The organism is Duganella sp. GW821-FHT07G03 (assembly GCF_059418605.1).
The window spans coordinates 185256-199058 of the sequence record NZ_JBWKQE010000005.1 but is presented as its reverse complement, the minus strand read 5'-3'; the positions used below and the strand labels follow the sequence as shown (position 1 = coordinate 199058).

Genomic DNA, 13803 nt, shown 5'->3' with positions numbered 1-13803 from the left:
GCATCGTGCCACGCGTGGCACGATGCCGGAACTGACCCCCAGCGCTAGCCCGGTTTTTTCACCACCGCGTAGCGCTCCAGCGTGCGCTTGCGCGCTTCGTCGTGCATGACGACGGGAGCAGGGTAGTCGAGCGGCAGCATGCGCGGCGCCAGCCACGGCGCGTGGATTTCCTTGTCGCTCAGATGCTTGAGCTGCGGCAGGTAGCGGCGGATGAACTTGCCCGTGCTGTCGAACTTCTCCGATTGCGTGACCGGGTTGAAGATGCGGAAGTAGGGCTGGGCGTCGCAGCCCGACGAGGATGCCCATTGCCAGCCGCCGTTGTTGGAGGCCAGGTCGTAGTCGTTCAGATGCTGCGCGAAATAGGCCTCGCCGCGGCGCCAGTCTATGCCCAGGTCCTTGATCAGGAAGCAGGCCGTCACCATGCGCAGGCGGTTGTGCATGTAGCCGGTCTGGTTCAGCTGGGCCATCGCCGCGTCCACCAGCGGGTAGCCGGTGCGGCCTTCACACCAGGCGGCGAACAGTTGGTCGGCCTGCGGGCCGGTTTCCCACTCGATGGCGTCGTAGGCCGGCTTGTAGGCGCCGCCCACCACGTGCGGGTGGTGGAACAGGATCATGGCGTAGAACTCGCGCCAGATCAATTCCGCCAGCCACACCGGCGCGCCTTCGCCGCCGACGCCGCGCGCCATCAGGTCGAGCACGGTGCGCACCAGGTGCCGCACCGACAGCGTGCCGAAGCGGAAATGGATGGACAGGTAGGACGGTCCCTTGACGGCCGGGTAGTCGCGCGCGTCCTTGTAGCTGGCGATGCGGGGCAGGAAGTCTTCCCACAGCCGCGCCGCGCCCGACATGCCGGTCGGGATCTTCATCTCGGCCAGGTTGCTGGGCTCGAAGCCGAGCTCGGCCAAGGTTGGCAGCGCCGCAGTCTGGGCGGGCGGCGGCGCCAGCCGCGCCGCGTGCGCTTCGATGTGGCAGGGCGCCAGCACAGACGGGTCCGCTTCCAGCTTGTTCAGCCAGGCGTTCTTGTAGGGCGTAAACACCGAGAACACGCCGCCGGTCTGCGACAGCACTTCGCTTTTTTCAAACACCACCTGGTCCTTGTAGCTGAGGAACTGGCGGCCGTCGGCATGCAGCGCCTGCGCCACGGCGGCGTCGCGGGCGATGGCTTGCGGCTCGTAGTCGTGGTTGCAGTACACGGCGTCCACGCCCAGCTCGGCGGCCAGGGCCGGGATCGCGGCGGCCGGATCGGCATGGCGCACGATCAGGTGGCCGCCCAGCTGTTGCAGTTCGGCCGCCACGTCGGCGATGCTGGCATGGATGAAGTCGACCCGGCGGTCGCGGCGCGGCAGGCCGGCCAGGATGGTGCTGTCGTAGACAAAAACGCAATACACGCGGGCACTGTCCTGCAGGGCCTGGTTTAGGGCGACATGGTCGAAAACCCGCAGATCGCGGCGCAGCCAGACCAGGGAAGAATTCAGTTTCATTCAGTCTGTGTCAATCGGGTGGGGGAACTCAAACATGGCCGCATCCGCAATTCAGTGTAAACTATCGGTTAGACAGAGTTGCTAGCCGCGCGAATACTACAGTAATTGTCAGCAGCACAGAAAGAACACGCATATGAAGAAAAGCAAAATCGGCAAAACTCTCCCTGTACCCGGCCTGCTGCAGGAAGCCGGCGATCCCTTGGAATCCCCTGGTAACGGTATGGCGGCGACGCTGAACCTGGCAAATCATTTCCTGATTGCAATGCCTTCCATGCAGGATCCGGTCTTTGGCGGCACCGTCGTGTACGTGTGCGAGCACAATGAAAACGGCGTGCTGGGCGTGGTCATCAACAAACCCACCGACATGACGATGGAGGTGCTGTTCGAGCGCATCGACCTCAAGCTGGAGTCGAGCGTCGACGTCGACGCCCCCATCATGTTCGGCGGCCCGGTGCAGGACGACCGCGGCTTCGTGCTGCACACGCCGGGCACCCGCTATTCGTCGTCGCTGACGGTGACCGAGGACGTGGCCTTCACCACCTCGATCGACGTGCTGGAGGCCGTGGCCGCCGGCGACGGTCCGCCGCGCATGCTGGTGTCGATCGGCTATTCGGGCTGGAGTCCGGGGCAGCTGGAAGACGAAATCAGCCGCAACGGCTGGCTGACCGTGGGCGCCGATCCGGAGATCCTGTTCAACCTGCCAATTGAAGAGCGTTACACAGCCGCGATGCGCCTGCTGGGCATCGATCCGCTGATGCTGACCTCGGAGGCCGGCCATGCATAAGATGTGCATGCCGTGAATATCGAGACCATCTTCGCCTTCGACTTCGGCGTCAAACGCATCGGTGTGGCCATGGGCAATACGATGATCCGCCAGGCCGAACCGGTCAAGGTGATCAGCGCCATCGACAACGCCACCCGTTTTGCCGACATCCAGGCGCTGCTGGACGAATGGAAGCCGGCGCGGCTGGTGGTCGGCCTGCCCATGCATCCCGACGGCGCCGAGCACGAGATGACGGCGCGCGCGCGCAAGTTCGCCAACCAGTTGCACGGCCGCTTCAGCCTGCCGGTGGAGCTGGTCGACGAGCGCTATTCGTCGGCCGTGATTTCCGCCAAGCGCGGCGAAGTCATCGACGACCGCGCCGCCGCTATCATTCTGCAACAATATTTCGACACCCACTAACTCCCATGTCCACACTGAACCCCAACCAACTCGACGCCGAAGCGCTGTACGCGACCCTCCTGGCCGACGTCCAAGCCGGCCTGGCCGGCGTGGCCGATGTCGCCATCGTCGGCATCCACTCCGGCGGCGCCTGGATCGCCGAACGCCTGGCGGCCGACCTCGGCTTGTCCGCCCGCTGCGGCGTGCTGGACGTGTCCTTCTACCGCGACGACTATGCCAAGAAGGGCCTGCCGGCCGACGTCAAGCCGACCCACATCGGCTTCGAGGTGGCGGCCGCCAACATCCTGCTGGTGGACGACGTGCTGTACACCGGCCGCACCACCCGCGCCGCGATCAACGAGCTGTTCGACTACGGCCGCCCGGCGCGCATCATGCTCGCCGCGCTGGTCGACCGCGGCGAACGCCAGCTGCCGGTGGCGGCCGATTTCGTCGCCGCCCACGTGCAGGTGGCGCAAGGGCAGGCGCTGGTGCTCAAGCGCGCCGACGATGGAAAATTCACGCTAACCATAGAATAACGCTTAGACAAAACCATATGCTTAATCCGCAACTGAATAAACACGGCGAGCTCCAGCACTTGCTGTCGATCGAGGGACTGCCGAAGTCCATCGTCAACCACATCCTGGACACCGCCTCGTCGTTCGTCGGCATCTCCGACCGCGACGTCAAGAAGGTCCCGCTGATGCGCGGCAAGTCGGTGTTCAACCTGTTCTTCGAGAACTCCACGCGCACCCGCACCACCTTCGAGATCGCCTCGAAGCGGCTGTCGGCCGACGTGATCAACCTGAACATCCAGGCCTCGTCCGCCAGCAAGGGCGAATCGCTGCTCGACACCATCGACAACCTGTCGGCCATGCACGCCGACATGTTCGTGGTGCGCCACGCGCAGTCGGGCGCGCCCTACCTGATCGCCAAGCACCTGCACGACACCAAGCAGTCGCACGTGCACGTGGTCAACGCCGGCGACGGCCGCCACGCGCACCCGACCCAGGGCCTGCTGGACATGTACACCATCCGCCACTACAAGAAGGACTTCACCAACCTGACGGTGGCCATCGTCGGCGACATCCTGCACAGCCGCGTGGCCCGTTCCGACATCCACGCGCTGACCACCCTGGGCGTGCCGGAAGTGCGCGCGATCGGCCCGCACACCCTGCTGCCGGGCGGCCTGGAGCAGATGGGCGTGCGCACCTTCACCAACATGGAAGAGGGCTTGAAGGGCGTCGACGTGATCATCATGCTGCGCCTGCAGAACGAGCGCATGAGCGGCGCGCTGCTGCCGTCGGCGCAGGAATACTTCAAGAGCTACGGCCTGACGCCGGAACGCCTGGCGCTGGCCAAGCCGGACGCGATCGTCATGCACCCGGGCCCGATGAACCGCGGCGTCGAGATCGACTCGGCGGTGGCGGACGGTCCGCAGGCGGTGATACTGCCGCAGGTGACTTTCGGGATCGCAGTACGGATGGCGGTAATGAGCATAGTGGCGGGGACGCAGGGATGAACGCAGGCATGAAACTACACATTAAAAACGGTCACCTGATCGATCCGGCCAACGGCATCGACGGCAAGAACGACCTCTACATCGCCGACGGCAAGGTGCTGGCGGTCGGCAGCGCACCTTCCGGCTTCACGGCCGACCAGACCATCGACGCCACCGGCCTGATCGTCTCGCCCGGCTTCGTCGACCTGTCGGCGCGCCTGCGCGAGCCGGGCTACGAATACAAGGCCACGCTGGAATCGGAAATGCAGGCCGCCATGCAAGGCGGCGTGACCAGCCTGATCTGCCCGCCCGACACCGATCCGGTGCTCGACGAGCCGGGCCTGGTGGAGATGCTCAAGCACCGCGCCAAGACGCTGAACCAGGCCAATGTGCACCCGCTGGGCGCGCTGACCGTCGGCCTCAAGGGCAAGGCGCTGACCGAGATGGCCGAGCTGACCGAAGCCGGCTGCATCGGCTTCGCGCAGGCGGAAGAGCCGATCGAAGACACCAACGTGCTGCTGCGCGCCATGCAGTACGCCAAGACCTTCAACTACACCGTGTGGCTGCGTCCGCAGGATGCGCACATCGGCCGCGGCGGCATCGCGGCCAGCGGCCCGCTGGCTTCGCGCCTGGGCCTGTCCGGCGTGCCGGTGATGTCGGAGACCATCGCGCTGCACACGATTTTCGAGCTGATGCGTTCCACCGGCGCCCGCGTGCACCTGTGCCGCATGTCGTCGGCGGCCGGCCTGGAGCTGGTGCGCAACGCCAAGAAGGAAGGCTTGCCCGTCACCTGCGACGTCGGCGCCCACCACATCCACATGACCGACGCCGACATCGGCTTCTTCGATTCCAACGCGCGCGTGACGCCGCCGTTCCGCAGCCAGCGCGACCGCGACGCGATCCGCTTCGGCCTGCTGGACGGCACGGTCGACGCGCTGTGCTCGGACCACACGCCGGTCGACGACGACGAGAAGCTGCTGCCGTTCGGCGAAGCCTCGCCCGGCGCCACCGGCCTGGAGCTGCTACTGTCGCTGGCGCTGAAATGGGCCGACGACTACGCCGCCACCCAGGACACCGGCGCCGTGCGGCCGCTGGCGCGCGCGCTGGCGCGCATCACGTCCGACGCGGCCCGCGTGGCCGGGCTGGACGCCGGCACGCTGTCGGTCGGCGCCGCGGCCGACGTCTGCCTGTTCGATCCTGAAGCGCGCTGGACCGTGGAAGCGTCGGCGCTGGCCAGCCAGGGCAAGCACACGCCCTTCATCGGCTACAACCTGGCCGGGCAGGTCCGCACCACCATCGTGGCAGGTCACGTCGCCTACCAACGCAGCTGATCGGTTGGCATGAAGCTTACGATGATCTTCCGCCTGGCGCGGGTGTTTCTGCATGTGCTGGTGGGCATGGCGATTTGTGCGACGGTGTTCCCCTGGATCGGGCAGGAAAAGCGTAACGGCCACATCCGCCGCTGGTCGACCCGGCTGCTGGCGATGTGCAATGTGACGGTGGAGCAGAGCGCCGGCGTGCCCTTGCTGGACCGGGCGATGGTGGTGGCCAATCACGTGTCGTGGCTGGACATCTTTGTCATCCACAGCCTGCACCCCAGTCATTTTGTGGCCAAGGCCGAGATCCGCGCGTGGCCGCTGGCCGGCTGGCTGGCGGAGAAGGCCGGCACGGTCTTCATCGCGCGCGGCAACCGGCGCGACCTGCGGCACATCTTCAAGGGACTGGTGCACAGCCTGGAGCGCGGCGAGCGCGTGGCCTTCTTCCCCGAGGGGACCACGGCGGCGCAGGGCAGCCTGCTGCCGTTCCACGCCAATCTGTTCGAGGCGGCGATCGACGCCAAGGTGCCGGTGCAGGCGATCGCCTTGTCGTACCGCGAGCCGTCAGGCGCTTCGCATCCGTCGGTGGATTTCATCGGCGAGACCAGCTTCGCCGAGAGCATCATGCTGATCCTGGACGGGCCGCCGGTGAAGGCCAGGCTGACCATCTTGCCGGCCATAAGCAGCATCGGCGCGCACCGCCGCCAGCTGGCCGAGGCCACGCACCAGGCCGTCGCCGCCGCGCTGGGCGTGACGGCAGGTTCGCACTCAGCGCACTAGGCTTTTTTGCCGCCGTGTTGCTGGAACTCCGGGCACTGCACTTGCAGCAGGCTGCGGTCTTCCAGGCACACGGCGGTCAGCTGGCCGCCCCACACGCAGCCGCTGTCGAGCCCGATCAAATGCGGCTTCAACACCAGCCCCAGCGCCGACCAGTGGCCGAACACCACCGTCTCCTTGCGGCTGCGCCGGCCCGGCACCTCGAACCACGGCATCAGGCCCGAACCTTGTTCCGCCGTGCCGCTTTCCTTCATCTTGAAATCCATCACGCCGTCGGCGTCGCAGAAGCGCAGCCGCGTCATCGCGTTGATGACGCAGCGCAGCCGGTCCGCGCCTTGCAGCTCGTCGCTCCAGCGGTCGGGCAGGTTGCCGTACATCTCGGCCAGGAACTCTTCCATGCCGGCGCCGCGCAGCATCTGCTGCACCTCGCCGGCCAGCCCCATCGCCTGCGCCGCCGTCCATTGCGGCAGCAGGCCGGCGTGCACCAGCACATGGCCCTGGGTGTGGATGGCCAGCGGACGGCGCCGCAGCCAATCGATCAGCTCGTCGCGGTCGGGCGCGTGCAGGATCTCGGCCAGGGTGTCGGACTTGTGCTCGGGCCGGATGCCGTAGGCCACCGCCAGCAAGTGCAGGTCGTGATTGCCGAGCACGCTGTCGATGCGGCCGCCGCTGCCCATCGCCAGCGCCCGCACATGGCGCAGCGTGGCCAATGAATCCGGGCCACGATTGATCAGGTCGCCAGCAAACAGGATGACGGGCTCGTCCTCACCGGCATGCTCGCGGACGCGCTCCAGCAGCAACAAGGTCTGCTCGTGGCAGCCCTGCAAATCCCCGATTACGTAGGTTTTCATGTGGATGCTCTGTGGTTCGTTGCTTTGGAATCTGAAATACCCTGAATTCAGAGCGCGGGGTGTCGATTTTTGCCCGGTAGCAGGGCAGTTTCACATAAAATCATGCTTGCGACTACTTTGACTCTTGCAGCGGGATACTAAATGATTTTTGTGACGGGTGGTGCGGGTTTCATCGGCTCGAATTTTGTACTCGACTGGTTGGCGCAGTCGGACGAGTCTGTTATCAACTACGATAAGCTGACCTATGCGGGTAATCTGAACAATCTGGCGTCGCTGAAGCAGGACGCGCGCCACACCTTTGTGCGCGGCGACATCTGCGACCAGGCGCAGGTGCTGGCCCTGTTCCAGCAGCACAAGCCGCGCGCGGTGGTGCACTTCGCCGCGGAAAGCCATGTGGACCGCTCCATCCTCGGACCGGGCGAGTTCATCAACACCAACATCAACGGCACCTTCAGCCTGCTTGAAGCGGCGCGCGCCTACTGGTCGGCGCTGCCGGACGACGAGCGGGCAGCGTTCCGCTTCCTGCACGTGTCCACCGACGAAGTCTACGGCACGCTGGGCCCGGACGATGCGCCGTTCAGCGAGACCACCGCGTTCGCGCCGAACAGCCCGTACTCGGCGTCCAAGGCCGCCTCCGACCACCTGGTGCGTTCCTACCACCACACCTACGGCCTGCCGACGGTGACCACCAACTGCTCCAATAACTACGGCCCGTATCACTTCCCCGAGAAGCTGATCCCGCTGATCATCGCCAACGCGCAGGCGGGCAAGCCGCTGCCGATCTACGGCGACGGCCAGCAGGTGCGCGACTGGCTGTACGTCAGCGACCACTGCACGGCGATCCGCCGCGTGCTGGCGGCGGGCCGGCTGGGCGAGACCTACAACGTCGGCGGCTGGAACGAGATGGCCAACCTGGACGTGGTGCACACGCTGTGCGACATGCTGGACCGGCTCAAGCCGAGAGCGGACGGCGCCAGCTACCGCGCGCAGATCACCTACGTCAAGGACAGGCCCGGCCACGACCGCCGCTACGCCATCGACGCCCGCAAGCTGGAGCGCGAACTGGGCTGGAAACCGGCCGAGACCTTCGAGACCGGCATCGCCAAGACCGTGCAGTGGTACCTGGACCACCAGGCCTGGGTGGCCGACGTGCAGTCGGGCAGCTACGCCAAGTGGGTGGAAACCAATTACTTTAATCGCGAAGGCCAGCAATGAGCACCCCTACCAATAGCCGCAAAGGCATCATCCTGGCCGGTGGTTCCGGCACCCGCCTGTATCCGGTGACGATGAGCGTCTCCAAGCAGCTGCTGCCGATCTACGACAAGCCGATGATCTACCATCCGCTGACGGTGCTGATGTTGGCCGGCATGACCGAGATCCTGCTGATCTCGACGCCGCAGGACACGCCGCGCTTCCAGGACCTGCTGGGCGACGGCAGCCAGTGGGGCATCCACATCAGCTATGCGGTCCAGCCGTCGCCGGACGGCCTGGCGCAAGCCTTCATCATCGGCAAGGACTTCGTCGGCGACTCGCCGTCGGCGCTGATCCTGGGCGATAACATCTACTACGGCAACGACCTCGACGCGCTGCTGCGCCACGCCACCGAGCAGACCGACGGCGCCACCGTGTTCGCCTACCACGTGCAGGACCCGGAGCGCTACGGCGTGGTCGAGTTCGACGCCGACCGCACGGCCGTGTCGATCGAGGAAAAGCCGCTCGAGCCGAAATCGAACTACGCCGTCACCGGCCTGTATTTCTACGACAAGCAGGTGTGCGACATCGCCGCCAGCATCAAGCCGTCGGCGCGCGGCGAGCTGGAAATTACCGACGTCAACCGCGTCTACCTGGAAAAGCAGCAGCTCAACGTCGAGGTGATGGGGCGCGGCATGGCCTGGCTGGACACCGGCACCCACGAGTCGCTGCTCGACGCCTCGCAGTTCATCGCCACCATCGAAAAGCGCCAGGGCCTGAAAGTGGCTTGCCCGGAAGAGATCGCCTACCGCAAGGGTTACATCGATGCCGCCCAGCTGCGCAAGCTGGCCGAGCCGCTGAAGAAAAACAACTACGGCCAGTACCTGCTGCAGATTCTCGAGGATAAGGTCGTGCCGCGATGAAGGTGATCACTACGCCGTTGGAAGGCTTGCTGGTGCTGGAGCCGCGCGTGTTCGGCGACGACCGCGGCTTTTTCTTCGAGAGTTTCAACGCCCGCCGTTTCGCCGAGCTGACCGGCGTCAGCTTGCCCTTCGTGCAGGACAATCACTCGCGCTCGGCCAAGGGCGTGCTGCGCGGCCTGCACTACCAGATCGAGCAGGCGCAGGGCAAGCTGGTGCGCGCCACCGCCGGCAGCGTGTTCGACGTCGCCGTCGATCTGCGCAAGAGCTCGGCCACCTTCGGCCAGTGGTACGGCATCGAACTGTCGGCCGAGAACAAGAAGCAGATGTGGATACCGCCCGGCTTCGCGCACGGCTTCGTGGTCACCAGCGACGCCGCCGAATTCCTCTACAAGACCACCGACTACTGGGCGCCCGAGCACGAGCGCTCGGTGCTGTGGAACGACCCGGCCATCGGCATAGCCTGGCCGGCGCTGGAGGCGGCGCCGCTGCTGTCCGGTAAAGACCAGGCGGCCTTGCTGCTGGCCGACGCCGAGGTGTTCGCATGAAAATCCTGCTGACCGGCAGCAGCGGCCAGGTGGGGTATGAACTGGCGCGCAGCCTGCAAGGCATAGGCGAGGTGGTGGCGGTCGACCGCAAGGTGATGGACCTGTCCGACCTGGACCAGGTGCGCGACGTGATCCGCCGCGAAAAGCCGGGTCTGATCGTCAATCCGGCCGCCTACACGGCGGTCGACAAGGCCGAGAGCGAGCCGGAACTGGCGCACCGCATCAACGCCGAAGCGCCGGGCCTGATGGCGCAGGAAGCCAGGCTGCTGGGCGCGGCCATGGTGCACTACTCGACCGACTACGTGTTCGACGGCAGCGCGCCGACGGCGCGGGCGGAGGACGACGCCACCGGCCCGCTCAACGTCTACGGCGCCAGCAAGCTGGCCGGCGAGCAGGCCATCGCCGCGGCCGGCATCCGGCACCTGATCTTCCGCACCAGCTGGGTGTACGGCATGCGCGGCAAGAACTTCCTGCTGACCATGCTGCGCCTGGCCGCGGAGCGCGACGAGCTGCGCGTGGTGGCCGACCAGCACGGCGCGCCCACCTGGAGCCGCACCATCGCCGACACCACCGCGCTGGTGCTGTCGCAAGCCCATGCGGGCGGGCGCGAGTGGTGGGTGCAGAACAGCGGCGTGTATCACCTGAGCGCCCAGGGCCAGACCACCTGGTTCGACTTCACCCGCGCCATCGTCGAGGCGGCGGGGCTGGAATGCCGCGTGCTGCCGATCACCAGCGCCGAGTATCCGGTGCCGGCCAAACGCCCGCAGTACTCGGTGCTGTCGTCCGAGCGCCTGATGGCGCGTTTCTGCCACTTGCCGGACTGGAAAGAAGCCTTGCACCTGTGCATGCGCTGAGCCCTGGCCAGTTGTATCGTTTGGTAAGCTTTTTCGCCGCCGCCATACGCTGCTGCTATCATGCCGACGCGCTCCATCAGCGCGCCGGCATGCTTGGGCGCGGCTGACGTTGCAAAACTGTCTAATGTTTGACGCCGTGCGGCTATTACCGGCCGTCAATTCAGGACCTGCCCGCTTATTCCGGTACAATCGCCGCTACAATCGCGAGTTAGCGTGTAGTCCATCCTTATCGGTGAGCGCATCCGGTAATTTTGTATAGAAAAATATGTTTTCCTTTTTACTGAGCTTTGTCGCTTCCGCGCTGCTAACCCTGCTGGTGATTAAAGAAGCGAGATTGCACGGTCCTGCGCTCGACTCCGATTTCATGGGCGTGCAAAAAGTACATGCCCATCATGTCGCCCGGATTGGCGGCTTATCGATATTCTTATCGGTGGCGCTGAGTTCTTTCATCTCCATTTGGCGGGTGCCGGCCATGACGCATTGGCTGATGTCACTATTGGCCTGTTCCGCCGTGGCCTTTGTCGGCGGCATCGTCGAGGATTACACCGGCCGCGTCAGCGCCGCCCGCCGCCTGGTCTTGACCATGGCCGCCGCCGCGCTCGGCTATTTCCTGCTGGACGCCCGCGTCGACCGCATCGACTGGGCGTTTTCCGCCTGGCCGCTGCAATATATGTGGCTGACCTTGCCGCTGACGGTGCTGGCCGTGGCCGGCATCGCCAACGCGGTCAATATCATCGACGGTTTCAACGGCCTGGCCAGCGTGGTGTGCATCTGCATGCTGTTGTCGCTGGGCTATGTGGCCTTGCAGGTCAACGATATGTTCGTCCTGATCGCGGCGCTGATGGTGGCGGGCGCCACGGCCGGCTTCCTGATCTGGAACTATCCGGTCGGCATGATCTTCCTGGGCGACGGCGGCGCGTATTTCATCGGCTTCATGCTGGGCGAGCTGGCCCTGCTGCTGGTGATGCGCAATCCGCAGGTTTCTACCTGGTACGCGGCGCTGCTGTTGATTTATCCGACCTTTGAAACCTTATTCTCCGTTTATCGCCGCATGTTCGTCCGTGGAAAGTCCCCGGCCATGCCGGACGGCATCCATCTGCATAGCCTGATCTTCCGCCGCATCGTGCAATGGGCGGTCGGCCGTAAAGAAGCGCGCGCGCTGATACGCCGCAATTCGATGACGTCGCCGTATTTATGGCTGTTTTCGCTGATGGCGGTGATACCGGCCACGGTATTGTGGCGCTATACCTGGGCATTAATGGTTTTCTGTATTTTGTTTATCAGCAGTTACATCTGGATATATGTCCGCATCGTCCGCTTTAAAGCCCCGCGCTGGATGATACGTCATAAGAAAACCTGACTTTTTTATGTTGATGTAATATATTCCCGCCGGGCTGTATATCACCTCACTTAAAAGGAATACCAAATGGATCTGTCGAATATGTCCTCCGCCGATTTGCGTAATCTGCAAGAGCAAGTTAAACGCGAATTAAAACAGCGCGAAAGCCAGGACCTGGCCAAGGCGCGCGAACAGATACTGGCCATCGCCCAAAGCGTGGGCGTGCCCTTGAAAGACCTGGTCGGCAGCGGCGCCGTCCGCGCCAAGACCGGCAGCGTGGCGCCACGCTACCGCAATCCGGCCGATGCCACGCAACTCTGGACCGGCCGCGGCCGCCAGCCGAAGTGGGTCAAGGACTGGCTGGAAGCCGGCAAAGACATCGCCGGCTTAAAGGTTTAAACTGCTCGCACTTTGTACACTCGGCGGCCGGATAGGCCGGCCGCCGGCTTCAACCCTCCTCGCATACACATTCCCACACTATGGTTTCTTTATCTAAAACGATCTTCAAGGCTTACGACATCCGCGGCATTATCGATAAAACCCTGGATGCGGGCGTCGCCCGCCAGATCGGCCAGGCCTTCGGCCAGGCCGCGCTGGCCAAAGGCGAAACGAAGGTCGTGATCGGCCGCGACGGTCGCCTGTCCGGCCCGGTGCTGACGGCGGCGCTGGCCGAAGGCCTGCAAGCGGCCGGTGTGGATGTGATCGACCTGGGCGTGGTGGCCACGCCGATGGTGTACTTCGGCACCAACGTGCTGGGCGCCGCGTCCGGCATCATGGTCACCGGCAGCCACAATCCGCCGGACTACAACGGCTTCAAGATGGTGCTGGCCGGCGAAGCGATCCACGGCGACGCCATCACCGCGCTGTACCAGCGCATCGTCGACCACGACGGTTCGTCGGCGGCCAACAAGGGCGCCTACAGCACCCACGACATCCGCGCCCAGTACCTGGAGCGCATCATCGGCGACGTCAAGCTGGCGCGTCCGATCAAGATCGCGGTGGACTGCGGCAACGGCGTGGCCGGCGCCTTCGCGGGCGACCTGTTCCGCGGCATGGGCTGCGAAGTGGTCGAGCTGTTCTGCGAAGTGGACGGCAACTTCCCCAACCACCATCCCGATCCCGCGCACCCGGAAAACCTGCAAGACCTGATCCGCTGCCTGCAGCAGACCGACGCCGAGCTGGGCATCGCCTTCGACGGCGACGGCGACCGCCTGGGCGTGGTCACCAAGGATGGCCAGATCATCTACCCGGACCGCCAGATGATGTTGTTCGCGGCCGACGTGTTGAGCCGCCATCCGGGGGAGCAGATCCTGTACGACGTCAAGTGCACCCGCCACCTGGCGCCGTGGATCAGCAAGCACGGCGGCGTGCCGCTGATGTACAAGACCGGCCACTCGCTGGTCAAGGCCAAGCTGCGCGAAACCGGCGCCCCGCTGGGCGGCGAGATGAGCGGCCACATCTTCTTCAAGGACCGCTGGTACGGTTTCGACGACGGCCTGTATTCCGGCGCCCGCCTGCTGGAGATCCTGACCCGCGAAACCGATCCGTCCAAGCTGCTGAACTCGCTGCCGCAATCGGACAGCACGCCCGAGCTGCACCTGCACCTGAACGAAGGCGAAAACGTCATCGTCATGGACAAGCTGCGCGCCGACGCCAAGTTCCCCGGCAATGTGCAGATCATCACCATCGACGGCCTGCGCGTGGAATACGAGGACGGTTTCGGCCTGGCGCGTTCGTCCAACACCACGCCGGTGATCGTGATGCGCTTCGAGGCCGAAACGCCGGCCGCGCTGGCGCGCATCCAGGGCCAGTTCAAGAGCGTGATCCAGGCTGCCAAGCCGGACGCGGAACTGCCGTTCTAAGCGC

General features: G+C 64.9%; 15 protein-coding genes. 13 read left to right on the top strand and 2 right to left on the bottom strand.

Annotated features, from left to right (window positions below; translation table 11 throughout):
• Positions 1-44: 44 nt before the first annotated feature.
• Entirely contained in the window at positions 45-1481 is a 1437-nt protein-coding gene (locus tag AC07OK_RS09575; protein ID WP_494690092.1) for a cryptochrome/photolyase family protein, read from the bottom strand.
• A gap of 133 nt (positions 1482-1614) precedes the next feature.
• On the opposite strand from AC07OK_RS09575, the gene AC07OK_RS09570 reads away from it, so the two are divergent.
• From AC07OK_RS09570 to AC07OK_RS09545, 6 genes are read left to right on the top strand one after another with little or no spacing between them, the layout of a single operon-like run.
• Positions 1615-2265, top strand: coding sequence for a YqgE/AlgH family protein (locus AC07OK_RS09570; RefSeq protein WP_494690091.1), 651 nt, complete (start codon positions 1615-1617; stop codon positions 2263-2265).
• Between the two features lie 12 nt (positions 2266-2277).
• A complete protein-coding gene (ruvX, locus tag AC07OK_RS09565) occupies positions 2278-2664 on the top strand; it encodes a Holliday junction resolvase RuvX (RefSeq protein WP_494690090.1) in 387 nt (128 codons plus the stop codon).
• A gap of 5 nt (positions 2665-2669) precedes the next feature.
• Complete coding sequence (gene pyrR / locus AC07OK_RS09560) at positions 2670-3179, top strand: bifunctional pyr operon transcriptional regulator/uracil phosphoribosyltransferase PyrR (RefSeq protein WP_494690089.1); 510 nt, start codon at positions 2670-2672, stop codon at positions 3177-3179.
• 17 nt (positions 3180-3196) lie between these two features.
• Positions 3197-4162 carry an aspartate carbamoyltransferase catalytic subunit gene (locus tag AC07OK_RS09555; protein ID WP_008452016.1) on the top strand — a complete coding sequence of 322 codons (966 nt, stop codon included), beginning with the start codon at positions 3197-3199 and terminating at the stop codon, positions 4160-4162.
• 8 nt (positions 4163-4170) lie between these two features.
• On the top strand, positions 4171-5472 hold the full coding sequence (locus AC07OK_RS09550) for a dihydroorotase (RefSeq protein WP_494690088.1): 1302 nt from the start codon (positions 4171-4173) through the stop codon (positions 5470-5472).
• Positions 5473-5481: 9 nt separating this feature from the next.
• The gene (locus AC07OK_RS09545; RefSeq protein ID WP_494690087.1) at positions 5482-6237 is read left to right on the top strand and encodes a lysophospholipid acyltransferase family protein; all 756 of its coding nucleotides are present in this window, start codon (positions 5482-5484) and stop codon (positions 6235-6237) included.
• Here AC07OK_RS09545 and AC07OK_RS09540 read toward each other — a convergent pair.
• Entirely contained in the window at positions 6234-7085 is an 852-nt protein-coding gene (locus tag AC07OK_RS09540) for a symmetrical bis(5'-nucleosyl)-tetraphosphatase (RefSeq protein ID WP_494690086.1), read from the bottom strand. The two genes, AC07OK_RS09545 and AC07OK_RS09540, sit on opposite strands and share 4 nt — an antisense overlap.
• 141 nt (positions 7086-7226) lie before the next feature.
• Here AC07OK_RS09540 and rfbB point away from each other — a divergent pair, with 141 nt between their 5' ends.
• The 7 genes from rfbB (at position 7227) to AC07OK_RS09505 (ending at position 13799) form a co-directional block, all read left to right on the top strand.
• On the top strand, positions 7227-8300 hold the full coding sequence (rfbB, locus tag AC07OK_RS09535; RefSeq protein WP_494690085.1) for a dTDP-glucose 4,6-dehydratase: 1074 nt from the start codon (positions 7227-7229) through the stop codon (positions 8298-8300).
• Positions 8297-9199: a glucose-1-phosphate thymidylyltransferase RfbA gene (rfbA, locus tag AC07OK_RS09530; RefSeq protein ID WP_494690084.1), complete on the top strand. Its 903-nt coding sequence runs from the start codon at positions 8297-8299 to the stop codon at positions 9197-9199. The genes rfbB and rfbA overlap by 4 nt, the downstream gene beginning before the upstream one ends.
• A complete protein-coding gene (rfbC, locus tag AC07OK_RS09525; protein WP_494690083.1) occupies positions 9196-9744 on the top strand; it encodes a dTDP-4-dehydrorhamnose 3,5-epimerase in 549 nt (182 codons plus the stop codon). Before rfbA ends, rfbC begins: the two co-directional genes overlap by 4 nt.
• Positions 9741-10598: a dTDP-4-dehydrorhamnose reductase gene (gene rfbD, locus AC07OK_RS09520; protein ID WP_494690082.1), complete on the top strand. Its 858-nt coding sequence runs from the start codon at positions 9741-9743 to the stop codon at positions 10596-10598. The genes rfbC and rfbD overlap by 4 nt, the downstream gene beginning before the upstream one ends.
• Positions 10599-10863: 265 nt before the next feature.
• A complete protein-coding gene (locus AC07OK_RS09515; RefSeq protein ID WP_494690081.1) occupies positions 10864-11958 on the top strand; it encodes an MraY family glycosyltransferase in 1095 nt (364 codons plus the stop codon).
• Between the two features lie 66 nt (positions 11959-12024).
• Positions 12025-12336: an H-NS histone family protein gene (locus AC07OK_RS09510; RefSeq protein ID WP_217940992.1), complete on the top strand. Its 312-nt coding sequence runs from the start codon at positions 12025-12027 to the stop codon at positions 12334-12336.
• Positions 12337-12416: 80 nt separating this feature from the next.
• Positions 12417-13799 carry a phosphomannomutase/phosphoglucomutase gene (locus AC07OK_RS09505; protein WP_494690080.1) on the top strand — a complete coding sequence of 461 codons (1383 nt, stop codon included), beginning with the start codon at positions 12417-12419 and terminating at the stop codon, positions 13797-13799.
• The last annotated feature ends 4 nt before the right edge of the window (positions 13800-13803 follow it).

Excerpts from the sequence above, each read along its gene's own strand:
- AC07OK_RS09575 (WP_494690092.1), bottom strand. The coding sequence starts at position 1,481 with ATGAAACTGAATTCTTCCCTGGTCTGGCTGCGCCGCGATCTGCGGGTT.
- AC07OK_RS09570 (WP_494690091.1), top strand. The coding sequence starts at position 1,615 with ATGAAGAAAAGCAAAATCGGCAAAACTCTCCCTGTACCCGGCCTGCTG.
- pyrR (WP_494690089.1), top strand. The coding sequence starts at position 2,670 with ATGTCCACACTGAACCCCAACCAACTCGACGCCGAAGCGCTGTACGCG.
- AC07OK_RS09555 (WP_008452016.1), top strand. The coding sequence starts at position 3,197 with ATGCTTAATCCGCAACTGAATAAACACGGCGAGCTCCAGCACTTGCTG.
- AC07OK_RS09550 (WP_494690088.1), top strand. The coding sequence starts at position 4,171 with ATGAAACTACACATTAAAAACGGTCACCTGATCGATCCGGCCAACGGC.
- AC07OK_RS09545 (WP_494690087.1), top strand. The coding sequence starts at position 5,482 with ATGAAGCTTACGATGATCTTCCGCCTGGCGCGGGTGTTTCTGCATGTG.
- AC07OK_RS09540 (WP_494690086.1), bottom strand. The coding sequence starts at position 7,085 with ATGAAAACCTACGTAATCGGGGATTTGCAGGGCTGCCACGAGCAGACC.
- rfbB (WP_494690085.1), top strand. The coding sequence starts at position 7,227 with ATGATTTTTGTGACGGGTGGTGCGGGTTTCATCGGCTCGAATTTTGTA.
- rfbA (WP_494690084.1), top strand. The coding sequence starts at position 8,297 with ATGAGCACCCCTACCAATAGCCGCAAAGGCATCATCCTGGCCGGTGGT.
- rfbC (WP_494690083.1), top strand. The coding sequence starts at position 9,196 with ATGAAGGTGATCACTACGCCGTTGGAAGGCTTGCTGGTGCTGGAGCCG.
- rfbD (WP_494690082.1), top strand. The coding sequence starts at position 9,741 with ATGAAAATCCTGCTGACCGGCAGCAGCGGCCAGGTGGGGTATGAACTG.
- AC07OK_RS09515 (WP_494690081.1), top strand. The coding sequence starts at position 10,864 with ATGTTTTCCTTTTTACTGAGCTTTGTCGCTTCCGCGCTGCTAACCCTG.
- AC07OK_RS09510 (WP_217940992.1), top strand. The coding sequence starts at position 12,025 with ATGGATCTGTCGAATATGTCCTCCGCCGATTTGCGTAATCTGCAAGAG.
- AC07OK_RS09505 (WP_494690080.1), top strand. The coding sequence starts at position 12,417 with ATGGTTTCTTTATCTAAAACGATCTTCAAGGCTTACGACATCCGCGGC.